Raw genomic sequence first — 20,984 nt, 5'->3', positions numbered from 1 at the left:
AACTTCAAGCCCATTTGTGCTTTGACTTCATGTCCTATCACCCGAATGATCCGGGGAGAAGGTGCCGCAGAGCGCCGCGACAGACAGCAATCACCATCAGCCAGAGACGGGACACCGGCGCGCCCTGCGTCCGGACATGCCCCCGCCATGGCTGCGGATGGCCGCGCGCCGTCCGGTGTCCAGCAAGGAGAGTCCAGTGACCGCCGACCCGAAGACCGTCTCCCCGCCCATCCGCCGCCTCGCCTGCGCCGCGCTCGCGCTGGCGGCCGCCGCCCTGGTCCTGCCCGCCGCGCCCGCCGCCGCGCAGGACATGCCGCCGCTGCCCGCCGCGATCGCCGATGCCGGCGAGATCCGCGTCGGCACGAAATGCGACTACCCGCCCGAGGGCTATCTCGACAATTCCGGCACGCCGATCGGGGTCGAGGTCTCGATGGCCCACCAGATCGCCAAATACGCCTTCGGCGAGGATGCCGAGGCCGAGATCGTCTGCGTCACCGGCTCGAACCGGATCCCGGCGCTCCTGGGCAACAAGATCGACCTGATCATCGCCACCATGGGCATCAATGCCGAGCGCGAGGAAGTCGTCGATTTCACCAATCCCTATGCCTGGTCCTCCTCGGGCGTGGTGGTGAAGGCCGACAACCCGGCCGACACGCTGGCCGAGCTGGAGGGCTCGACCGTCGCCTTCATCAAGGGCGCCTGGCAGATCCCCTATTTCGAGGAGAACTATCCGGACGTGAAGATGCTGCTGCTCGACGGCGTGTCGGACAGCCTGCAGGCGCTGATGCAGGACCGGGTGGTGGGCTATGCGCATGACACGCCGGTGCTGATGTCGCTGGTGGCCAACAATCCGCGCATCCGGCTGATGGACGAGTCCTACAAGATCGGCACCCGCGGCGCCGCGGTGCGCCCGGGCGAGACCGAGTGGCTGGACTATGTCAACGCCTCGCTCGACCGGATGGCCGCCGAGGGGCTCTTCAAGACCTGGTTCGAGGAATATGCCGATGACGAGAACCTGGACGTGAAGCTGGCCTTCTGGGACATGTCGAAGAAGCCGGCCGAATAGGCCCGGAAACGGGCGGCCCCGCTGCGGGCCGCCCCCCTTGCCCTGACCCCGGCCGCCTGAAAGTCCTTCATGACCTACCAGTTCAGCTTCCCCTATATCTGGGGCGCGACCCCGGATCTGATGCAGGGGCTGTGGATGACCCTGCTGGTCAGCCTGGTCTCCATCCTCTTCTCCGTCCTGATCGGCACGCTCTGCGCCTGCCTGCGCACCTTCCGCGTGCCGGTGCTGTCGCAGATCGCCAGCGCCTACGTCCATTTCATGCGCTCGACGCCGCTTCTGGTGCAGATCTACTTCATCTTCTACGGGCTCGCCTCGCTCGGGCTCGGGCTCGGCGGCTTCTGGTCGGGGGTGCTGGCGCTGTCGCTCTGGGGCGGGGCCTATAACAGCGAGAACATCCGCGGGGGGCTGTCGGCCGTGCCGCACGGGCTGCGCGAGGCGGCCTTCTCGCTGGGGCTGAAGCCGATGCTCTACCTGCGGCTGGTGGCGCTGCCGATCGGGCTGAGGGTCTGCATCCCCTCGATGCTGAACACCTCCGTCTCGGTGCTGAAGAACTCCTCCTACCTGCAGGCGATCGGGCTGGCCGAGCTGACCTTCGTCGCGATGAACCGCGTCGCCATGGATTTCCGCACGCTGGAGATGTTCGTCTCGATCGGCGCGATCTACCTGGTGATCGTGCTGGCGCTGTCGGCCGGGGTGCGGCAGCTCGAACAGGTGCTGCAGGCGCCGTTCCGGACCGCGTGAGGCTGCCATGGACCTGATCATCGAAAGCCTGCCGCTGCTCGGGAAAGGGCTGGTCGTCACCTTCCAGCTCGCGCTGTCGGCGCTGTTCCTGACGACCATCGTCTCCTTCGCGGTGGGGATCGCCGCGGTCTCGCGCTTCCGCGCGCTGCGCATCCTCAGCGTGATCTACGTGGAGGTCTTCCGCGACATCCCGCTGGTGGTGAACCTGCTCTTCGTCTATTTCGGCGCGCCGCTGGTGGGGCTGTCGCTGGACCCGTTCGCCGCGGCGCTGGTCAGCTTCACCAGCTGGGGCAGCGCCAATGGCGCCGAGATCATCCGCGGCGGCTTCAAGTCGATCCCCAAGCACCAGCGCGAGAGCGCGGTCGCGCTGGGGATGCGCCCGGCGGAGACCATGGCGCTGGTGCTGCTGCCGCAGATCCTGCTGCCGATCCTGCCGGCCTTCACCGGGCTCTTCTCCATCCTGATCCAGTCGACCGCGCTGGCGACGATGGTGGGGGCGACGGAATTCCTGCGCACCGCGCAGATCATCGTCGAGCGCACCACGATGATGACCGGCATGAGCCCCGCCTTCGCGGTCTACGGCTTCGTGCTCTGCGTCTATTTCGTGATCTGCTTCAGCCTGAACCTGCTGACCGCCTGGCTCGAGCGGCGCATCGCGCGGTCGCGCAGCGCCCATCGTCCCGCGGCGGAGGCCCCCGCGAAAGCGGCCGAGATCAAACCTGCCGAGGCCACATGACCATGTCCGAGACCAAGACGACCTCCAAGGTGAGCGGGCTGCTCTCCGAGCCGCTGGCGCCCGAGATCATCGCCGGGATCAACGCGCCGCTGCTGGCGCGCAGCTTCGCCGCCTCGCTGCCGGGCTTTGCCGCGATCAACCGGGCGCATCTGGTGATGCTGGCCGAATGCGGGCTGGTGCCCGCGGCGCTGGCGGGGCGGCTGCTGGGCCATGTCGCCGAGCTGGAGGCAGAGGGGCCCGGCGCCTTCGCGCTCGATCCCGAGCGGGAGGATGCCTGGTTCAACTACGAGGCGGAGCTGGCGCGCCGCGCGGGCGCCGAGGCGGGCTTCCTGCACATGGCGCGCTCGCGCAACGACCTGAAGGCGACGCTCGACCGGCTGCGCCAGCGCGAGCTGGGCGAGAGGCTGCTGGCCCAGGTGCTCGACCTGCGCGAGGTGCTGCTCGAGCGCGCGGGGGAGGAGGCCGCGACGGTGATGCCGGGCTACACCCATCTGCAGCATGCCCAGCCGGTGACTTTCGGCTGGTACCTTCTGGGGATCGAGGCGGCGCTGGGGCGCGATGCCGGGCGGATCGCCGATGCGCTGGCGCGGATGGACGACTGTCCGCTGGGGGCGGGGGCGCTGGCCGGGACGCGCTTCGGCATCGACCGCGCCCGTACCGCCGAGCTTCTGGGCTTTGCCGCGCCGCAGCCCCATGCGCTGGACGCGATCGCCAGCCGCGACGGGCTGATCGAGCTGGGCAATGCCGCCGCGCAGCTGTCGCTGACGCTGGGGCGGATGGCGCAGGATTTCTACCTGTGGTCGACCCATGAATTCGCCATGCTGCGCTTTCCCGACCGGGTGGCGATCACCTCCTCGATCATGCCGCAGAAGAAGAACCTCGCCGTGCTCGAGCACCTGAAATCGCGCCCCGCGGCGCTGTCGGGGGCGCTGGCGACGGCCTTTGCCGCCAGCCGCGCGGTGCCTTTCGGCCATAGCCAGGAGGTCGGCGCCGAGGCCGGGCGCTGGCTGTGGGAGGCGCTGGAGGAGCTGGCGGGGATGCTGCCGGCCGCGCGGGTCGTGGCCGGGGCCGCGATGCCCTGCCGGGCGCGGATGGCCGAGCTTTCGGGGGCGAATTTCGCCACCGCGACGGCGCTGGCCGATGCGCTGGTCACCGATTGCGCGCTGCCCTTCCGCGAGGCGCATCACATCGCCGGGCGCTTCGTGCGGCTGTCGCTGGAGGGCGCCGCGCCCGGGGCCGCGCTCGACGCGGCGGCGCGCGAGATCACGGGGCGGTCCCTGGGGCTGGCGCCCGCGCGGCTGGCCGAGGTGCTGGATCCTGCGGGCGTGCTCGAGGCGCCGGGCTGCGGGCCGAGCCTGGCCGAGACGGCGCGGTTGAGGAATGGCGCGGCGGCGGCACTGGCCGCCGAGCGCCGCGCGGCCGAGACCCGCGCCCTGCGCCGCGAGGCAGCCGCCGAGCGGCTGGAGGCCTGCTGCCGCGCGCTGATCGGCGGCGCGATGGCGGAGGCCCCGGCATGAGCCCGGTTCCGCTGATCGAGACCGCCGCGCTCTGCAAGGAGTTCCGCGGCGGGATCCGCGCGCTCAGCAATGTCGACCTGAAGGTCCGCCAGGGCGAGGTGGTGGTGATCCTCGGCCCCTCGGGCTCGGGCAAGTCGACGCTGATCCGCTGCGTCAACGGGCTGGAGGAGATCACTTCGGGCGCGGTCATGGTCGGCGGCCGCCGGGTCGATGGCGCCGGGCCCGGGCGCTGGCGCCAGACCCGGCTGGAAATCGGCATGGTCTTCCAGAACTACGCGCTGTTCCCGCATCTCGACGTCATGCGCAACATCACGCTGGCGCCCTGCCGCGCCGGGCTGATGACCCGCGCCGAGGCCGAGGAAGAGGCGCTGCGGCTTCTGGGCATCGTCGGGCTGACCGAGAAGGCCCGCGCGCCGGTCGCCTCGCTCTCGGGCGGGCAGCAGCAGCGCGTCGCGATCTGCCGGGCGCTGGCGATGAAGCCGAAGGGCATGCTCTTCGACGAGCCGACCTCGGCGCTCGACCCGGAAATGGTCGGCGAGGTGCTGGCGACGATGCGGCGGCTGGCCGATGACGGAATGACGATGATCTGCGTCACCCACGAGATGGGCTTTGCCCGCGAGGTCGCCGACCGGGTGATCTTCATGGACCGCGGCGAGATCGTCGAGGAGGGCACGCCGGCCGAATTCTTCTCGGCGCCGCGGACCGAGCGGGCGCGGCAGTTCCTCGACCTGATCATGAGGCATGACGCATGAGCGACGCGATCGTCATCGGCGGCGGCATGGTCGGCGCGGCCATTGCCTGGGGGCTCCTGCGCCAGGGCATGGGCGTCACCGTGCTGGACGGCGCCGACGAGGCGCAGCGCGCGGCGCGGGCGAATTTCGGCCTGGTCTGGGTGCAGTCGAAGGGCGACGGCCTGCCGGAATACGCCGCCTGGACCCGCGAGGGCGCCGCGCTCTGGCCCGGCTTCCAGGAGTTGCTGGCCGGGCAGACCGGCGTGTCCTGCGGCTTCTCGGCGCCGGGCGGGCTGCATCTGTGCATGAGCGAGGAAGAGCTCGACGGCCGCCGCGGCCTAATGCAGCGGATGCACAATGTCGACGGGCCCGGGGCCTTCGACATGCGGATCCTCGACCGCGGCGAGCTGGCGGACCTGCTGCCCGGGATCGGCCCGGAGGTCGTCGGCGCCAGCCTCTGCGCGCAGGACGGCCATGCCAGCCCGCAGGGGCTGCTGCTGGCGCTGCATCGCGGGATCCTCGCGCAGGGCGGGCGGATCCTCTCGGGGCAGGAGGCGGTCGCGCTCGGCCGCGAGGCCGGGCTGTGGCAGGTGGAGACGGCAGAGGCGCGCCATGCCGCGCCGGTCCTGGTGCTGGCGGCGGGGACGGGCAACCTGGCGCTCGGCCGGATGGCGGGGATCGAGATCCCGGTCTCGGGGCTGAAGGGTCAGATCCTCGTCACCGAGCGCACCGGGCCGCGGCTGCCGCTGCCGACCCACAAGGTGCGCCAGACCGAGGCGGGCACGCTGCTGCTCGGCGACAGCAAGGAGCCGGAGGCCGGGCTCGACGACCGCAGCTCGGGCGCGGTGATCGCCGATATCGCGGCGCGCAGCCTGAAGATGTTCCCCTGGCTCTCGGAGGTGAACCTGGTCCGCGCCTGGGGCGGCATCCGCACGATGACGCCCGACAGCTTCCCGGTCTACGAGGCGCCCGCCTCGCTGCCCGGGCTTTTCGCCGCCAACTGCCATTCCGGCGTCACGCTGGCGGCGGTCCATGCCCTGAAACTTGCGCCGATGATCGCCGCCGGGGCGCTGGCCCCGGAGATCGCGGCGCTGTCCTCGCGGAGGTTCGATGTTCCGGACAACTGACACGGAGGCCGCCGCGGCGGTCGAGTTCACCTGGGAGGGGCAGGCGCTGGCCGGGCGCGAGGGCGACACGGTGGCCGCGGCGCTCCTGGCGGCCGGGATCGCGGCGACGCGGTCGCATCCGCTGGATGGCGCGGCGCGCGGGCCCTACTGCCTGATGGGGACCTGCTTCGAGTGCCTGGTGGAGATCGACGGGCGGCCGAACCGGCAGGCCTGCCAGGTGCTGCTGGCGCCCGGCATGAAGGTCGCGCGGCAGCGGGGGGGGCGGGCATGACACCGGATCTGGCGATTATCGGCGCGGGGCCCGCGGGGCTCGGCGCGGCGATCGAGGCGCGGGCAGCGGGGCTGTCGGTCGTTCTGATCGACGACCAGATGGCGCCGGGCGGGCAGATCTGGCGCGGCGCGGGCCAGGTGCCCGGGGCGCGGCGGCAGCTGATGGGCCCGGATTACGCGAAGGGCAGGGCGGTGATCGACGCCTTCCACGCCAGCGGGGCGACCTATCTGCCAGGCCATGTCGCCTGGAATATCGAGGCGGAGCCGCTGGCGGTCGACTGCGCGGGGCCCGAGGGCAGCCGCCGGATCCGGCCCGGCACGCTTCTGCTGGCGACCGGCGCGGTGGAGCGGCCGGTGCCGGTGCCGGGCTGGACGCTGCCGGGCGTGCAGACGGCGGGCGGGCTGCAGATCCTGATGAAGACCTCCGGCCTTGCCGCCGAGGGCGCGGTTCTGGCCGGGGCGGGGCCGCTCCTGTGGCTCTTGGCCGCGCAGATGGCGGCGGCCGGCGTGCCGCCCCAGGCGGTGGTCGAGACCCTGCCGGCCGGGCGCTATCGCGAGGCGGCGCGCGCGCTGCCCGGCGCGCTGCGGGCGCCGGGGCCCCTGGCCAAGGGGCTGGGGCTGATCGCCAAGGTGCTGCGCGCCGGGGTCGCGGTCCATCGCGGCGCCTCGGGGCTGCAGATCGAGGGGACCGACCGGGCGGAGGCGGTGCGCTTCCGCGATGCCGCGGGGCGCGACTGGCGGCTGGAGACGCAGACGGTCGGGCTGCATCTGGGGGTGGTGCCGAACCCGCAGGCGCCGCGGCTTCTCAGGATCGGCCATGACTGGGATGCGGGCCAGGCCGCCTTCCGCCCGCGCCGCGACGGCGATCTGCGGCTGGCGCCGGGGATCCTGATGGCCGGGGACGGCGCCGGGATCGGCGGGGCGGAGGTCGCCGAGCTGGAAGGCCGGCTGGCGGCGCGGCTGCTGGCAGGCGGCGAGACCGCCGGGCTCCGCCGCCGGATCGCCCGGGCGCGTGCCGCGCGGCCCTTCCTCGAGCGGCTCTACCACCCCGGCACGGTGCTGCCCGATGACGGCACCGTGGTCTGCCGCTGCGAGAATGTCACCGCGGGCGCGATCCGCCGCGCCGCGCGCGACGGCGCCGCCGGGCCGAACCAGGCGAAATTCCTGCTGCGCGCCGGCATGGGCCCCTGCCAGGGCCGGACCTGCGGCCTGGCGGTCGCGGCGCTCGTCGCCGAGGCGCGCGGGCAGGGGATGCAGGAGACCGGCTATTTCCGCATCCGCCCGCCGCTGAAGCCGCTGCCGCTGTCGGTGATCGCCGCCGCCGGGATGGCGGAGCCCGATTTCCCGCCGCCCTGAGATCCGGCCCGCCGCCCGATCCCTCCCTTCCCAAGCTTGCGAAAGGCCCCGGTCATGCCCGGTCCGACCCCCGATCCCGTCCCCTCCGCCGAAACCCTGCCCGCCCGCGTCGACACGGTCGTCATCGGCGGCGGCATCATCGGCTGCTGCACCGCGCTGGAGCTTGCCGAGCGCGGGCTGAGCGTCCTTCTGTGCGAGAAGGGCCATATCGGCGGCGAGCAGTCGAGCCGCAACTGGGGCTGGGTGCGGCTGACCCATCGCGACCCGCGCGAGATGGAGCTGATGGTCGAATCCGCGCGGCTCTGGCAGCAGCTCGACCAGCGGGTGGAGGGGCAGACCGGCTACCGCCAATGCGGCATCGCCTTCGGCTTCCGCGACGCGGCCGGGCGCGCCGATCTGGAGCAGTGGCTGCCCTCGCTCCGGGACTACCAGCTGTCCGCCTCCATCGCCTCGGCGCAGGAGCTGTCGGCGATGTTCCCCGGCATGGATCACGGGCTGAAGGGCGCGCTGGTCAACCGCGCCGACGGCCGGGCGGAGCCGCAGAAGGCCGCGCCCGCCGTGGCCCGCAGGGCGCAGGAGCTCGGCGCGACGGTGATGACGGGCTGCGCGGTGCGCAGCCTCGAGACCGCGGCGGGGCGGGTCTCGGGCGTCGTGACGGAGAAGGGCACGGTCGCCTGCGACAGCGTGGTCGTGGCCGGGGGCGCCTGGTCGCGGCTCTTTCTCGGCAATGCCGGGGTGGAGCTGCCGCAGCTGCGGCTGCGAAACACGGTGCTGCGCACGGCCGCGGTGCCCGAGGGGCCCGACGTCACGATCAAGCATCCCGATTTCACCGCGCGGCGCCGCGCCGATGGCGGCTACACGGTGGCCAGCGTGCTGGCGAACCGCTTCGAGCTGACCCCCGACAGCTTCCGTCTGTTCGCGAAGTTCCTGCCGGCGCTGCGCAATGAATGGCGGACGATCTCCTTTTCCGTCGGGCCGGGCTTCGTCGAGGCGGCGCGCGAGACGCGGCGCTGGGGCGCGGACGAGGTGACGCCCTTCGAGCGCTGCCGCGTGCTCGACCCCGCGCCCGACCGCAAGGCGATCGACCGGGTCTATGCGGCGATGCGCAAGGCGATGCCGGCCTTTCGCGACGTGCCGGTGGCGCAGTACTGGGCGGGGATGATCGACGTCACGCCCGACGCGGTCTCGGTGATCTCGAAGGTCGAGAAGATGCCCGGGCTGGTGATCGCCACCGGCTTCTCGGGGCACGGCTTCGGGCTCGGCCCCGGGGCGGGGAAGCTGGCGGCGGATCTGGCCAGCGACGGGCGGCCCTTCACCGATCCGGGGAATTTCCGGCTGACGCGCTTCACCGACGGCACGCCGATCCGGCCGATCAGCGGCGTCGCCCGGCGCTGATCCGGGCGGGTGTGCCGCTCCGGCCTGACCCGGGGATGCCCGCGCGGGCCGGATCCGTGACCGGCCTGCAGGCACCTTCCTGACAGCTTGCCGCAAAGGGATGCCGGCGCGGTGTCTCGCCGGCACCGGTCCGGTTCCGGCCAGCACCGCTCCCGGATGCGCGCAAGCGCTGCCGCCTTCCGGACCACATTTCCGGTTCTGCCCCCGGCCTTGGTGGCGGAGCAGGCTTCTCCCGCGCGCTGACGAGCTCGCAGGGATGCGGTCCCGCGCCGGAAGAGGATCGCCCTTCTGCCCGGCGGCGGTCGATCCGGGAAAGTCACGGCAGCGGAGATGAGGCCGGTGCCGGAAATGGCGCCGTGCATGGCGGGCGCGGCGCCACGGGTGCCGGGACGGCGGCAGGGAGCGGCGGGCTGTCCGCGTGGCGCCTTTCTTGCCGCATCCGCGCAGCTGCTCCCGCACGCCCCGGACGGCGCCATTGTGTCGGGACGCCCGGACGGCCGTGATCCGGGCGGGCTGTCAGGGCCTTGCCGCGGGCCATGGGAGGGCAGGGGACCGGCATGGGCGCGGTTGCCGTCCCGACGCGGCCGGTGGAGGGCCGATGGCCCCTCGGCGGCGAGCCTGTCCTATCCGGCTCCGGCGCATGGAGCAATGCCGGCTGGCCGGGACGGGATCGCCTCCGTCGCCCGCCGCAGGGCCGGTCCCGGCCCCGGAGGCGCGGGACGGGGCAGGGCGACCGGCGCCTCCCGGGCCGGAGCCGTCCGGTCCAGTCGCCCCCGGCGCCATGGGACCGGGGGCCTCCCGCGCGGCCCCGGGCGCCCCGGCAGTCCGCGATGCGCAGGCGGAGATCAGGGCCGCCGCTGCATTGGCCCTGTCCGCGACGTGTCCGCTGCCCGGCCGCGCGGGGCTGTGCCCTCCGGTTCCGTGCGGCGGCTGCCGCTGTCCGGCGGTCCCCGAACCGTGGCGGTCCATGTGAAAGCCCTGCGGGCTGTGATCCCAACGCCTGCATTCATGGCGACCCGGACTGTCGGGGGCGCGGCAGCCCCCCGGCGGGCCGGCCTGCCGCCAGCTTGCGGCCTTCCGCCACGGACGGTGCTCCGGGGCGCGGCCGCCGGCCGGTCGGGAGGGCGGAGCGAGCCGCGGAGCCGCGGGGCGATCGCCCGGCTTCCGTGGAGGCGGGGCGGTCTTCTGCAGGCGCCGCGGATCGAAGGGCGGCTAGGCGCCGGGGCCGGGCATGACCCAGGCGGGGACCAGATCGACGCGGCGGCGCTCCAGCAGGTGGATCAGCCGGTGCGAGACATAGCGGCCGTGATCGACCAGAAGCGTGGCGAAACCCGTGCGGTCGCCGGCGGCCATGGCGGCGAGGATGTCCTCGTGCTGGGCGAGGTTCAGCTCGAACTGCGCGTCCTGATGGGCGGGATCGGCCAGCTCGTTCTGGTAGGTGTAGTTCAGCACCCGCATCACCCGGCGGTGGACCTGGCGGGCGAACTCCTCGATCAGCGCGTTCTCCATCGTGGCGTACATGCGCATGTGGAAGGCGGTGTTGAGCCGGGTGATCTCGAGGAAGTCGCGCGCCGCGACGGTGGCGGCATAGCGGTCCTGGAGGGCGCGCAAATCCTCCAGCAGCCCCGGCGCGTCGAGCCGGCAGCGATGCGCCAGCATGCCCTCGCAGAACTGGTGCGCCTCGATCAGCTGCTCGAATTCGCGGAAATCCAGCGGCTGGACCACGGCGCCGCCGCGGTTCGGGCGGAAGGCGACGAAGCCCTCGGCGGCCAGACGGTTCAGCGCCTCGCGCGCGGGCGTGCGGCCGAGCCCGAAACGGTCGATCAGGAGCCGCTCGTCGATGCGGCTGCCCGGCGCCAGCGTCAGGTCGATGATCCGGTCGCGCAGGAGCTCCACGGCCAGCGAGACCTGTGACGGCGTTTCCTCCGGCGCCATGCTCAGAACACCTTGCCGCGGGCTGTGACCGGCCAGAGCGCCTCCACCCGGCCGCCGCGCAGGCCGGCATACCAGTCGTGGAGGTTGCAGGTCGGGTCGCAATGGCCGGGGATCAGCCGGATCATGTCGCCCAGTTGCAGGCGGCCCTCGGGGTCGTCGAGCGTGCAATGCTCGTCCGAGACGGCGCGGACCGAGACGCCGGGCACGCCATGGGCGACCGGCGGGCCGCTGTCGACGGCCAGCGCCTTCAGCCCGGCATCGCAGACTGCGCGCCCCGGGACCGGGGTCGAGATCACGGTCGCGAGCACGAAGAGCGCCTGGCCGAAGCCGCCCGGCGGGCTGCCATCGGCGCGGCGGATGCGGTTGTAGTCGGCATCCATCACCGCGTAGCTGCCCGGCTGGATCTCGGTATAGACGCCCGAGGCGCCCTCGGTCTCGTAGCTGCCGGTGCCTGCGCCGGTGATGCGCGGGCAGGGCAGGCCTGCGGCGAGGATCGCGTCGCGCGCCTCGGCCGTCCGCGCGATCGAGAGGGCGAGGAGCCGGTCGCGCTCCGCCGGGTCGGCGACATGCTGGGCGCTGCCGTAATAGGAATGGAGCCCGCCGAAGCGCAGGCCGGGGCTGTCGGCGATGGTCTGCGCGAGGGCCAGCGTGGCGGCGGTGTCCGGGGTGCCGCAGCGGCCGCCGCCGCAATCCATCTCGACCAGCAGCTCGAGCTCCAAATCGTCCGGGGCGCCGGCGGCGCGGGCCTCGATCACCGCCTGGGAGGCCTGGGCCACCTGGACGGGATGGTCGGCGCAGGCGGCGATCCGGGCGCTCTGCGCCAGCCGCACCAGCCGCGCGAACCGGGCGGCGCCGACGAGCTCGTTGGTCAGGAGGATGTCGGTGATGCCCGCGCGGATCAGCGCCTCGGCCTCGGAGAGCTTCTGGCAGCAGACCCCGGCCGCGCCGCCGCGGGTCATCTGCAGCCGGGCGATATCGGCGGATTTGTGCATCTTGGCATGGGCGCGGAGATCCACGCCCAGCCGGCGGGCATCGGCGCGCATCCGGTCGATATTCGCCTCGAGCTGGTCGAGATCGAGGATCAGCGCCGGGGTGGCGATGGCCGCCTCCGGGTCGCCGATCCGCGCCGGGATGTCGTAGCCGGGGTCAGGCATTCTCGGCCTGCCTCTGCCCGGCCGCCGGCGCGGCGGGCGCGGCCAGCGCGATCTCCAGGCTGCCGGTCGCCGTCACGCGGGCCAGCGCGCCGGGCGGGACCAGCGTCGTGGCGTCGGGATCGGTGACGATGCAGGGGCCCGCGGCCTCGGTCAGGGCGGTGCGCGGGATCACCGGCGCGTCGAGCCAGCCCGCGGCGCCGAACCAGGCGCGCTGGGTCGCGGTCCCGCCCGCCCGCGCCAGCCGCCGCCGGTTCGGGTCGAGCCGGCCCACGGGCAGGGCGTAGCAGAGCTCGATCGCGGTGATCCTGACCGGCTCCGTCTCGGGCGCGGTGAACTTGAAGACCGCGTCATGCTCGGCGGTGAAGGCGGCGCGCATCGCGGCCCGGGTGAGCCGGGCGGGATCGCCGAGGGAGACCTGCAGATCCGAGCTCTGCCCGGCATAGCGCATCCGTGCCGTGGCGGTCAGGCGCCCGCCGGGGCGCTGCGCCTCGGCCTCGGCCAGCTGCGCCATCTCGGCGAAGGCGGCCTGGGCATCGGCGACGGCACCCTCGTCGAGCAGGCGGCGGAAGCTGCGGGACTTGTGGATCTCGATTTCGGCGCAAAGCAGGCCGAGCGCCGAGAAGACGCCCGGGGCCGGGGGGACGATCACCTTGGCGCAGCCCAGCGTCTCGGCGATGCCCGCGGCGAAGAGCGGGCCGTTGCCGCCGAAGGCGAAGACCGCGAAGTCGCGCGGATCCTGGCCGCGCTCCGTCGTCACCGCGCGGATCGCCTGGATCATCGTCATGCAGCTCAGCGTGAAGACGCCATGGGCGGCCTCCTCGGGCGACTTGCCCAGAGGTCCGGCGAGCTGCGCGCCGCAGGTGGCGACGGCGGCGGCGCGGTCGAGCACCATCTCGCCCCCGGCGATGGAATTCTCGTTCAGGTAGCCCAGCGTCAGGTTGCAGTCGGTGACGGTCAGCTCGGTGCCGCCATTGCCGTAGCAGACCGGCCCCGGGTTCGAGCCCGCGGAGCGCGGCCCGACCTGCGGCACGCCGGCCGCGTCGCGCGCGACGATCGAGCCGCCGCCGGCGCCGACCTCGGCCAGGTCGATCGCCGGGACCCGCAGCGAGAAGCCGCCGCCCGAAAGCAGCCGCTCGGTCTGCAGCACATGGCCGCCGACCTGGAACTCGGTCGCCATGCCGGGCTGGCCGTCCTGCACCAGCGCCGCCTTGGCCGTGGTGCCGCCGATATCGAGGGTGATCATCGTGCCGGTGCCGGTCGCCTGGCCCAGGATCGAGGCGCCGACGACGCCCGCGGCCGGGCCGCTCTCGATGATGTGGATCGGCTGGCGCGCGGCGGTCTCGGCCGGGGTGAGCCCGCCATTGGACTGCATGAAGAACAGCGGCGCGGCGATGCCCTTGGCGGCGATCAGCGTCTCCAGCCGGGCGATGTAGTCGCGGAAGACCGGCTGCACATAGGCATTGATCACGCAGGTCGAGGTGCGGGGATACTCGCCCTCCTCGGGCAGGAGCTCGTGGCTGAGCGACAGGTGCACCTCGGGCCACATCTCGCGGATGATCTCGCCCGCGCGGATTTCATGCGCCGGGTTGGCGTAGCTGTTGATCAGGCAGACCGCGACCGAGGTGATGCCGCCGGCCCTGAGGAAGTCCACCGCCGCGCGGATGTCGTCCTCGTCCAGCGGCGCCATCTCGGTGCCGTCGGCCAGCATGCGGCCCTCGGCGACGCGGCGCCAGCGGCGGCGGACCAGCGTCTCGGGCTTGTCCCAGTCCTGGTCGTAGAGCCGCGGCATGCGCAGGTCGCGGATCTCCAGCACGTCGCGGAAGCCCTTCGTTGTGATCAGCCCGGTCTTCGCCCCGGTGCGCTCCAGCAGCGTGTTCGAGCCCAGCGTCGTCGCGTGCAGCACCTGGCCCACATCGGCGGCGGCGACGCCCGAGGCGGCCAGCAGCCGGTCGATGCCGGTGCCGATGGCGGCGGTGTAGTCCTCATGCGTGGTCAGCGTCTTGAAGCTGTGCAGCTCGCCGGTGGCGTCCTCCAGGATGAAATCGGTGAAGGTGCCGCCGATATCGATGGCGAGGCGGGATTTTGCGGTCTCGGTCATGCTCTGTCCTCAGGCGGTCAGCTCGGCGCGGCGCGCCTGTGTTGCGGGCAGGTCGACGGCGCCGTCGGGCGTCAGGATCACGCCGTAGATGTCGCGCGCGGTCTCGGTGGAGACGAAATCGTCGAGCCAGTCCTCGGCCACCGCCTGGGGATCGCGCTCCAGCGGGTTGCCGTAGCCGCCGCCCGAGGGCAGGCAATGGCTGAGCACGTCGCCCTTGCGCATGGTCATGGTGAACTTGCTGACGAGCTTCTCGGCCGGTCCGTCGGGGTTCATGACGTTGATGCCGGGCGCGCCGTCATGGCCGCCGTCCAGCCCCCAGGGGCGGAAGGCCTGGCGGTCGGCGCGCACCGACAGGACCGCCTCGTCCTCGAGCAGCATGTAGTCGCGCCGCATCGCCACGCCGCCGCGGAACTTGCCCGCGCCCGCGCTGTCATCGACGAATTCGTTGACGGTGATCAGCACCGGGTTCTCGGATTCCACCGTCTCGGTCGAATAGCTCGCCATATTGGCGAAAAGCGTGGTGTTGCCCTCGAGCCCGTCCTTCCACGGCCGCGCGCCCCAGGCGGCGGAGACGAAATCGACGAAGATGAAGGGCTTGCGGTCGCTGTCATAGCCGCCGATGGAGACGTTCGTGTTGCCGCCGTCGGAACAGGCCAGCACCCGCCCCGGGGCGAGGCCCGCCATCGCCCCGAAGGCGCAGTCGGCCATGCGGAAGCCGGTCAGGCCGCGCGCGGCGCAGGCGGCGGGCATCACGGCATTCGCGATGGTGCCTTCGGGGGCGATCACCTCGATGGCGCGGAAGACGCCGTCATTGTTGGGCGCGCCGTCGCCCAGCACGGTCTTGACCGCGGTATAGCTGGCCGCGGCGGTGTAGCTGAAGGTGTTGTTGATCGCGCCCTTCACCTGCGGGGAGGTGCCGGTCCAGTCCATCACCAGCCTCTCGCCGGACTTGCGCACGGTGCAGACCAGCGGGATCGGCTTGCCCACGTCGATGCCGTCATCGTCGATATAGTCGGTGAAGGTGAATTCGCCGTCGGGCAGGGAGCGGATGCCGTTGCGGGTGAGGATCTCGGAATAGGCCATCAGCTCGTCGAGCTTGGCGATGAAGGTCCCGGCCACTTCGGTCCTGGCCAGCGCCTGGACGCCCTGCTCGGCGATGCGGCAGGCGGCGAGCTGGCCGCGCAGGTCGCCCCTCAGCCGGTCGGGCATGCGCACATTCGATTCCAGCATCGCCATCAGCGTGCGGTCGACCTCGCCCTTGCGGTAGAGCTTCAGGGGCGGGATGCGGATGCCCTCCTGGAAGATCTCGGTGCTGTCGGAGGCGTTCGAGCCCGCGACCCGGCCGCCGACATCGGTGTGGTGGCAGACGGCGCAGGCGAAGGCGACGATCTCGTCCGCGACGAAGATCGGCTTGAAGGTGAAGATGTCGGGCAGGTGCATGCCGCCCGAATAGGGGTCGTTCATCACCAGCACGTCGCCTTCGCAGACGGGTTCGTCCATCGCGGCGAGCGTCGCCTTCAGCGCGACGGGGATGGAGCAGAGATGCCCGGGCAGGGATAAACCTTGAGCCGCCAGCCGCCCCTCGCGGTCGCAGATGGCGGTGGAGTAGTCCATGATGTTCTTCAGCACGCCGGAATAGGCGGTGCGGAAGATGGTCAAGGCCATCTCGTTGGCGATGCCGGTGATGGCGTGGCGGAAGAGCTGGAAGGCGATCGGATCGGCGATGGCCGGATCGGTCTCGGAGGTCATGCGGGCGTCCTCGGGAACAGGCGGTGGCGGAGGGAGGTCGCGGCGACGGCGGTGGCGGCCGAGGGCAGGAGCCCGGCGGCGGCCGCCGCGAGCCCGCCCCAGCGGGGCGCGGCCAGCGCGACAGTGGCGAGATAGACGAAGAGGGTCGGGCCGGCGAGCCGGGCGGACTGGTAGGTGGCCGCCCAGCCGGGCGTGCCGCGGGATTTCAGCCCGTAGGTCACGGTGATCATGGCGACGGGAATGGCGGTCAGCACGGCGCTCCAGCGCGGGCCGAGCACGCGGGCGAAGAGGCCGATCACCATGACGAGGAGCGCGGCCTGCAGCGCCACGGGCCAGATCCGGCGGGCGGGACCCGCGGCCCTGCCGGGCGGGGAAAGCGCCAGGTCGAAGGGCAGGGCCAGCGACGACAGGAGCAGCATCGCGGCCAGCACCGCGGCCGAGACGCCGAGCGGCCAGGCCGGCCCGGCCGTCAGGACGCAGATCGCGGCGAACCAGGCCGCCATCGCGGTGCCGATCAGCGGCCCGGCGGAGAGCCGCGGAAAGAGCCGCGCGGCGGTGACCACGAAGACCAGCAGCGCCGGCAGCGCCTGGGCGCCGCGCAGCGAGGCCTCGGCGACGAAGGCCGGGCTCTGATGCGCGGCCATGGCGAAGGTCCCGGCGGCGATCGCGATGGGCAGCGCGATCACGGTGGCGGCGACGCCCGCGGGGGCGGCCTCGGCGGTCTTCAGCACCGCCCAGACGAAGGCTCCGCCGCCGGCCCCGCGCAGCGCGTGGGTGGCAAGGTCCATCGCGTCGGTCATGCCAGCCATCCCGGCAGCCAGAGCGCGATCCCGGGCACCAGCACCAGCGCCAGGATCGCCAGCAGCAGCGCCGCCAGGAACGGCAGCACGCCGCGGACGACATCGGACAGCGCGCCGCCCTGGCGCACGCCCTGCACCACGAAGAGGTTGATGCCAACCGGCGGCGTGATCATCGCCGTCTCGATCAGCATGATGACGAGGATGCCGAACCAGACCGGGTCGAAGCCCATGGCGACGACGATCGGGGTGAAGATCGGCACGGTGGCGACCATCAGCGACAGCGTCTCCATGAAGAGCCCGAGCACCAGGTAGAAGCCGATGATGACGAAGAGCGTCTGGTAGGCGCCCATGTCCAGCTCGTTGAAGAAGGCGACGACCTTGGTGGTCAGGCCGATATTGCCGAAGACGTAGTTGAGGAAATAGGCCGCCATGACGATGGCCATCATCATCCCCGTTGTGCGCATCGTGCCGGCGAAGGCCGAGCGCAGCATCGCGCGGCTGAGGCTGCGCGAGAGGGCGGCGATGCCGAGCGCGCCCAGCACGCCGAGCGAGGCCGCCTCGGTCGGCGTTGCCCAGCCGGCATAGATCGAGCCGACGACCAGCAGGAAGATCCCCGCAGGCGGGATCAGGTGCGGCAGCCCGGCAAGGCGCTGGCGCCAGGTGACGGCGATCGGCGAGGCGCCCCAGTCGGGCCGCAGCTTGCAGGCGCCCCAGACCGCCAGGCTGAACATCGCCGCCAGCACGATCCCCGGCAGGAAGCCCGCCAGGTAGAGCTGCGGGATCGAGCTGTTGGTCAGCGCGCCGTAGATGATCAGGTTGATCGAGGGCGGGATCAGGATGCCCAGCGTGCCCGAGGCGGCGATCGAGCCGAGGAAGAGCCGCTCGTTATAGCCATGGCGGCGGATCTCGGGGATCGCGGTGGTGCCGACGGTGGCGGCGGTCGCCACGGAGGATCCGGAGGTCGCGGCGAAGAGCATCGAGGTGGCGATATTGGCATGCATCAGCCCGCCGGGCAGCCAGTTGAGCCAGGCCGCCATCGCGCCGTACATCCGCTGCGCCAGTCCCGAGCGCAGCAGGATCTCGCCCATCAGCACGAAGAGCGGCACCGCGACGAGCACGCCGTCATTCAGCGCGCTCCAGCTGATCGTGCCGATCCCGCGGGTGGCGGGGATGAAGCTGTAGGAGGAGCTGAGCACCACGCCGGTCAGGCCGAGGACGGCGGCGACGGGCAGCGACAGCAGCAGCAGGCCGAAGAGCACGGCCAGGGTGGTGACGATCATGTCCGCGCCTCCCCGGCGGCTTCGGCGGAAAGGAGCTGCTCGTCGCGCAGTTCCTCCTCGGCGTCGCGCAGGCCGATGCGGGCGGCAATCCCCTCCCAGTCGCCGAGTGCGGCCGCGGCCAGCGCGCGCATCAGGAGCGCCAGCGCCGAGAGCCCGAAGAGCAGCAGCGCCGCGTACCACAGCGCCTGCGGCAGGATCAGCGGCGTGGCCAGCGGGGTCATGGATTTCGTGCCCATGGTCGCGCTGCGCAGCACCAGCTTCCAGGCGAACCACAGGAGGATCGACAGGAACCAGATCAGCCCGCCGAGCGAGACGATGTCCATCAGCGCCCGCAGCCGGGGCCCCAGCGCGTCGCGGACCAGCCCGATGCGGATATGGCTGCGGGTGAAGAGCGCCTCGGTGAAGGCCAGCGCCGCGACGATGGCGAGCGCGTAGCCGCCGAGCTCGTCGAGCCCGCCGAGGCTGGTCCCGGCGAGCTTTCTCAGAAGCACCTCGGCGCCGACCCCGAAGGCCAGCGCGACAAGGAGCAGCCCACCGGCCCAGACGCCCAGCGAGGAGATGGCGCGCAGGACCGCCAGGATGCGGTCGAGCCCCTGCGCCAGTGCCTGCGCGCCCTGTCTCATGGCAGCGGCGCTTCGATGCCGAGCGCGGCACCGACGGTCTCGTTCCACTCCTTGGTGCAGTCCGCGCCGCAGCGCTCCGCCCAGTTCGGCAGCACGTAGTCCGAGATGATCGTCGCGTGCTTCTCCATGTCGGCATCCGAGACCGGAACCAGGGTCATCTCGGCCTTCACGCCGAGCTTGCATTCGCCGCCGGTGGAGCAGGAGACGGCATCGGTGTCCTGCTCTTCCTGCACGGCCCAGGCCTCGGCCTCGAGCTTGCCGTACTGGTCGCTCAGCAGCGCCTGCTGCTCTTCGGAAAGACTGTCCCAGAGGTCCTTGTTGGCCGCCCAGAACACCATCGACCAGCCCACATTCATCGGATAGAGGTAGTCGGTCACCTCGAACCAGCGCGCGGTATTGCCCGAGGACGTGCCGGTCACGGCGCAGTCGGCGACGCCGCGCTGGAGCGCCGGGATCACCTCGACGAAGGGAATGGTGACGGTCGTGCCGCCCGCGCCGGTGACGAAGTCGGACAGCGTCGAGTTGAAGACCCGGACCTTCTTGCCCTCGAGGTCGTTCAGCCCCGAGATCTCGTCGCGGCACCAGAAGACCTGGCTCGGCAGCGGCGCGATGCCCAGCAGATGGGTGTTGAACTTCTCTTCCATGACGCGGGCCAGCACCGGCTTGTAGGCATCGGTCGCCTTCTTGGCATCGGCATTGGTCAGGGTGACGCCCGCCAGATCCAGCGCCTCGAAGCGGGGATCCTCGCCGGCCATGTAGCTCATGTTCTGCACCGCGAGCTGCAGCGTGCCGTCCTGCAGCATCGACAGCACCTCGGGGCCCTTCAGCCCGGCCAGGTCATGCGGCACCGCCTCGATCGAGATCAGGTCGCCCGCGGCCTCGGGGAAGGTCGTGCCGTAGAACTCCTCCTCCATGTTCCACAGATAGAGGTTGGAGGTGTAGCCGAGCGCGCGGATCTCGGTCTCGGCCGCGCCGGCCAGCGGGGCGGTGGCGGAGAGCAGAACGCCGCCGAGCGCGGTGGCGGCGAGCATCCGGCGCAGCCCGCCGGTCTTGGTCTTCGTGGGGGTCCTCGTGGTCATAGCCTCGACTCCGTGCTGTTGGACTGTCAGGTGCCTTCGACGCCCGGGACCCTCTGGCGGGGCCTTCCGGACCGGCCCGCGGGGGGCGGGCCACGAAATATACGCTACGTATATTCTATCGGGATACCAGCGCAGCACCGTCCGCGGAGCAAGCCCCGCGGGGCGGCGCGGCCGGGCGGCGGCGGGCGGAGGCAGAAAGCGTCCAGAAAATATGCCGTCTTTCCGGGCAACTGCCCGGCGAAAGGGCGCCTTGTCGCCGGATCGCCGCCGCCGGGACCGCGCATTGGCCGCCGGGCCCCTGCCGCCGCGCGACGCGGCCCGCCCGCCTGCAGCGCAGGGCACAGGCGCGGAGCCGGGCCCGGGGCCGCTGCCGCCGCCCTGCGGAGATCACGGGCCAGAAGAGCGCGCTCCGTTCTCCGGCCGGCACATGTGCCGCGGGTGCCCGTCGCTCTGACCGGCGCCGGTCCGACGGCACAAGTCCCCCGGCCGGATCCCCGCGCCCCGCGGATCGCCCAAGCGGCCGGCAGGGGCGGGACCCGTGCCCTCATGCAGCCCTGCCGCTCCGCCGTTGCCGCCGGCGCGCGCCGCTTCAAGTCCCGGCAGCGGGGGAACCCTGACGCTGCGGCCCCCCGGGCGCGGGCCGCGCACGCGTTCCGCCATCCATGCCGCGTTCCCGCACCTCCCGGAGGCGCCGCGGGCCGGTCCTGCCCAGCAGCGGCAGTGCCGATCGCAGGACCAGCGCTCCGGTCGGCCGTTTCCGGTCGCGTGGCGGCGGGGGGAGAGCGGAATGCCCATCTTCGCCCGTGCCGGTTGTCGCGGATATCTCCGGTCGAGCGCCCGTCCGCAGGCAGGTCCCCTCGGGCGAGGGCGATGCGCCAATGTCCTGCACTGGACCGGCGGCCGGTTCCGTCCGCAGCTCCGGCGGCGCGCCGGAGGGATGCCGCCGAAGAGGAGGGGCATCGGCGACCAACGGTCCCCTTCCGGGGGCGACCGGTTCCGGCAATGTCTTCGCGGCACTCGCGGCACTCGCGGCACTCGCGGCACTCGCGGCACTCGCGGCACTCGCGGCACTCGCGGCACTCGCGGCACTCGCGGCGCAGAGCGCCTGCCGCCGAGCTGCTGCACCGAGGCGATCAGGTCCGGCGTCAGGATCCGATGCGCGCGCGTCCCGCTTGGCCGGATCCGGGCGGCGCTATTCGTGTCGGCGCGGCCCGGTTTCCGGCGGTTCCCCTGCGGGTCGGCCGTCGCGCCTGGCGGCGGAACCTGCGGCCGACCTGCCCCGCATGGCAGGCGCGGCTCATGCGGGGGACCGCTCCGGTCGTCAGCC

17 protein-coding genes are annotated in these 20,984 nt (G+C 72.3%); 9 read left to right on the top strand and 8 right to left on the bottom strand.

The genetic code is table 11. From position 1 onward, the window contains the following. Window positions 1-196: 196 nt before the first annotated feature. From FGX59_RS00705 to FGX59_RS00665, 9 genes are all read left to right on the top strand, one after another. Entirely contained in the window at window positions 197-1,066 is an 870-nt protein-coding gene (locus FGX59_RS00705) for a transporter substrate-binding domain-containing protein (protein ID WP_171060447.1), read from the top strand. 69 nt (window positions 1,067-1,135) lie between these two features. Then, window positions 1,136-1,807: an amino acid ABC transporter permease gene (locus tag FGX59_RS00700; RefSeq protein ID WP_138464367.1), complete on the top strand. Its 672-nt coding sequence runs from the start codon at window positions 1,136-1,138 to the stop codon at window positions 1,805-1,807. Between the two features lie 7 nt (window positions 1,808-1,814). Further along, complete coding sequence (locus FGX59_RS00695) at window positions 1,815-2,543, top strand: amino acid ABC transporter permease (protein WP_138464366.1); 729 nt, start codon at window positions 1,815-1,817, stop codon at window positions 2,541-2,543. A 2-nt stretch (window positions 2,544-2,545) separates the two neighbouring features. Then, window positions 2,546-4,060: an argininosuccinate lyase gene (gene argH / locus FGX59_RS00690; protein ID WP_171060446.1), complete on the top strand. Its 1,515-nt coding sequence runs from the start codon at window positions 2,546-2,548 to the stop codon at window positions 4,058-4,060. After that, window positions 4,057-4,812, top strand: coding sequence for an amino acid ABC transporter ATP-binding protein (locus tag FGX59_RS00685; protein WP_138464362.1), 756 nt, complete (start codon window positions 4,057-4,059; stop codon window positions 4,810-4,812). The genes argH and FGX59_RS00685 overlap by 4 nt, the downstream gene beginning before the upstream one ends. Then, the gene (locus tag FGX59_RS00680) at window positions 4,809-5,918 is read left to right on the top strand and encodes an FAD-binding oxidoreductase (protein ID WP_138464361.1); all 1,110 of its coding nucleotides are present in this window, start codon (window positions 4,809-4,811) and stop codon (window positions 5,916-5,918) included. Before FGX59_RS00685 ends, FGX59_RS00680 begins: the two co-directional genes overlap by 4 nt. Beyond that, the gene (locus tag FGX59_RS00675) at window positions 5,902-6,189 is read left to right on the top strand and encodes a (2Fe-2S)-binding protein (RefSeq protein ID WP_138464359.1); all 288 of its coding nucleotides are present in this window, start codon (window positions 5,902-5,904) and stop codon (window positions 6,187-6,189) included. The genes FGX59_RS00680 and FGX59_RS00675 overlap by 17 nt, the downstream gene beginning before the upstream one ends. Further along, complete coding sequence (locus tag FGX59_RS00670) at window positions 6,186-7,544, top strand: NAD(P)/FAD-dependent oxidoreductase (protein WP_138464357.1); 1,359 nt, start codon at window positions 6,186-6,188, stop codon at window positions 7,542-7,544. Before FGX59_RS00675 ends, FGX59_RS00670 begins: the two co-directional genes overlap by 4 nt. A gap of 54 nt (window positions 7,545-7,598) precedes the next feature. Further along, window positions 7,599-8,939: an FAD-binding oxidoreductase gene (locus FGX59_RS00665; protein WP_138464355.1), complete on the top strand. Its 1,341-nt coding sequence runs from the start codon at window positions 7,599-7,601 to the stop codon at window positions 8,937-8,939. 1,212 nt (window positions 8,940-10,151) lie between these two features. Here FGX59_RS00665 and FGX59_RS00660 read toward each other — a convergent pair. The 8 genes from FGX59_RS00660 to FGX59_RS00625 are packed head-to-tail and all read right to left on the bottom strand — an operon-like array spanning window position 10,152 to window position 19,657. Beyond that, entirely contained in the window at window positions 10,152-10,874 is a 723-nt protein-coding gene (locus FGX59_RS00660; RefSeq protein ID WP_240722194.1) for a GntR family transcriptional regulator, read from the bottom strand. 2 nt (window positions 10,875-10,876) lie between these two features. Beyond that, window positions 10,877-12,028 carry a DSD1 family PLP-dependent enzyme gene (locus tag FGX59_RS00655; protein WP_138464353.1) on the bottom strand — a complete coding sequence of 384 codons (1,152 nt, stop codon included), beginning with the start codon at window positions 12,026-12,028 and terminating at the stop codon, window positions 10,877-10,879. Continuing rightward, window positions 12,021-14,126 carry a hydantoinase/oxoprolinase family protein gene (locus FGX59_RS00650; protein ID WP_138464351.1) on the bottom strand — a complete coding sequence of 702 codons (2,106 nt, stop codon included), beginning with the start codon at window positions 14,124-14,126 and terminating at the stop codon, window positions 12,021-12,023. The genes FGX59_RS00655 and FGX59_RS00650 overlap by 8 nt, the downstream gene beginning before the upstream one ends. A 9-nt stretch (window positions 14,127-14,135) precedes the next feature. After that, on the bottom strand, window positions 14,136-15,875 hold the full coding sequence (locus FGX59_RS00645; protein ID WP_138464349.1) for a hydantoinase B/oxoprolinase family protein: 1,740 nt from the start codon (window positions 15,873-15,875) through the stop codon (window positions 14,136-14,138). Next, window positions 15,872-16,675, bottom strand: coding sequence for a hypothetical protein (locus FGX59_RS00640; RefSeq protein ID WP_138464348.1), 804 nt, complete (start codon window positions 16,673-16,675; stop codon window positions 15,872-15,874). Before FGX59_RS00640 ends, FGX59_RS00645 begins: the two co-directional genes overlap by 4 nt. After that, window positions 16,672-17,955, bottom strand: a complete 1,284-nt coding sequence (locus FGX59_RS00635; RefSeq protein ID WP_138464346.1) for a TRAP transporter large permease — start codon at window positions 17,953-17,955, stop codon at window positions 16,672-16,674. Before FGX59_RS00635 ends, FGX59_RS00640 begins: the two co-directional genes overlap by 4 nt. Further along, a complete protein-coding gene (locus FGX59_RS00630) occupies window positions 17,952-18,578 on the bottom strand; it encodes a TRAP transporter small permease subunit (RefSeq protein ID WP_138464344.1) in 627 nt (208 codons plus the stop codon). The genes FGX59_RS00635 and FGX59_RS00630 overlap by 4 nt, the downstream gene beginning before the upstream one ends. Beyond that, window positions 18,575-19,657: a TRAP transporter substrate-binding protein gene (locus tag FGX59_RS00625; protein WP_240722193.1), complete on the bottom strand. Its 1,083-nt coding sequence runs from the start codon at window positions 19,655-19,657 to the stop codon at window positions 18,575-18,577. Before FGX59_RS00625 ends, FGX59_RS00630 begins: the two co-directional genes overlap by 4 nt. Between the last annotated feature and the right edge of the window lie 1,327 nt (window positions 19,658-20,984).

The sequence above is a fragment of the Poseidonocella sp. HB161398 genome (genome assembly GCF_005870025.1).
Lineage (GTDB): Bacteria > Pseudomonadota > Alphaproteobacteria > Rhodobacterales > Rhodobacteraceae > Mangrovicoccus.
This window is presented reverse-complemented; position numbering and strand designations above follow the sequence as displayed.

Excerpts from the sequence above, each read along its gene's own strand:
- FGX59_RS00700 (WP_138464367.1), top strand. The coding sequence starts at position 1,136 with ATGACCTACCAGTTCAGCTTCCCCTATATCTGGGGCGCGACCCCGGAT.
- FGX59_RS00695 (WP_138464366.1), top strand. The coding sequence starts at position 1,815 with ATGGACCTGATCATCGAAAGCCTGCCGCTGCTCGGGAAAGGGCTGGTC.
- argH (WP_171060446.1), top strand. The coding sequence starts at position 2,546 with ATGTCCGAGACCAAGACGACCTCCAAGGTGAGCGGGCTGCTCTCCGAG.
- FGX59_RS00685 (WP_138464362.1), top strand. The coding sequence starts at position 4,057 with ATGAGCCCGGTTCCGCTGATCGAGACCGCCGCGCTCTGCAAGGAGTTC.
- FGX59_RS00680 (WP_138464361.1), top strand. The coding sequence starts at position 4,809 with ATGAGCGACGCGATCGTCATCGGCGGCGGCATGGTCGGCGCGGCCATT.
- FGX59_RS00675 (WP_138464359.1), top strand. The coding sequence starts at position 5,902 with ATGTTCCGGACAACTGACACGGAGGCCGCCGCGGCGGTCGAGTTCACC.
- FGX59_RS00670 (WP_138464357.1), top strand. The coding sequence starts at position 6,186 with ATGACACCGGATCTGGCGATTATCGGCGCGGGGCCCGCGGGGCTCGGC.
- FGX59_RS00665 (WP_138464355.1), top strand. The coding sequence starts at position 7,599 with ATGCCCGGTCCGACCCCCGATCCCGTCCCCTCCGCCGAAACCCTGCCC.
- FGX59_RS00660 (WP_240722194.1), bottom strand. The coding sequence starts at position 10,874 with ATGGCGCCGGAGGAAACGCCGTCACAGGTCTCGCTGGCCGTGGAGCTC.
- FGX59_RS00655 (WP_138464353.1), bottom strand. The coding sequence starts at position 12,028 with ATGCCTGACCCCGGCTACGACATCCCGGCGCGGATCGGCGACCCGGAG.
- FGX59_RS00650 (WP_138464351.1), bottom strand. The coding sequence starts at position 14,126 with ATGACCGAGACCGCAAAATCCCGCCTCGCCATCGATATCGGCGGCACC.
- FGX59_RS00645 (WP_138464349.1), bottom strand. The coding sequence starts at position 15,875 with ATGACCTCCGAGACCGATCCGGCCATCGCCGATCCGATCGCCTTCCAG.
- FGX59_RS00640 (WP_138464348.1), bottom strand. The coding sequence starts at position 16,675 with ATGACCGACGCGATGGACCTTGCCACCCACGCGCTGCGCGGGGCCGGC.
- FGX59_RS00635 (WP_138464346.1), bottom strand. The coding sequence starts at position 17,955 with ATGATCGTCACCACCCTGGCCGTGCTCTTCGGCCTGCTGCTGCTGTCG.
- FGX59_RS00630 (WP_138464344.1), bottom strand. The coding sequence starts at position 18,578 with ATGAGACAGGGCGCGCAGGCACTGGCGCAGGGGCTCGACCGCATCCTG.
- FGX59_RS00625 (WP_240722193.1), bottom strand. The coding sequence starts at position 19,657 with ATGACCACGAGGACCCCCACGAAGACCAAGACCGGCGGGCTGCGCCGG.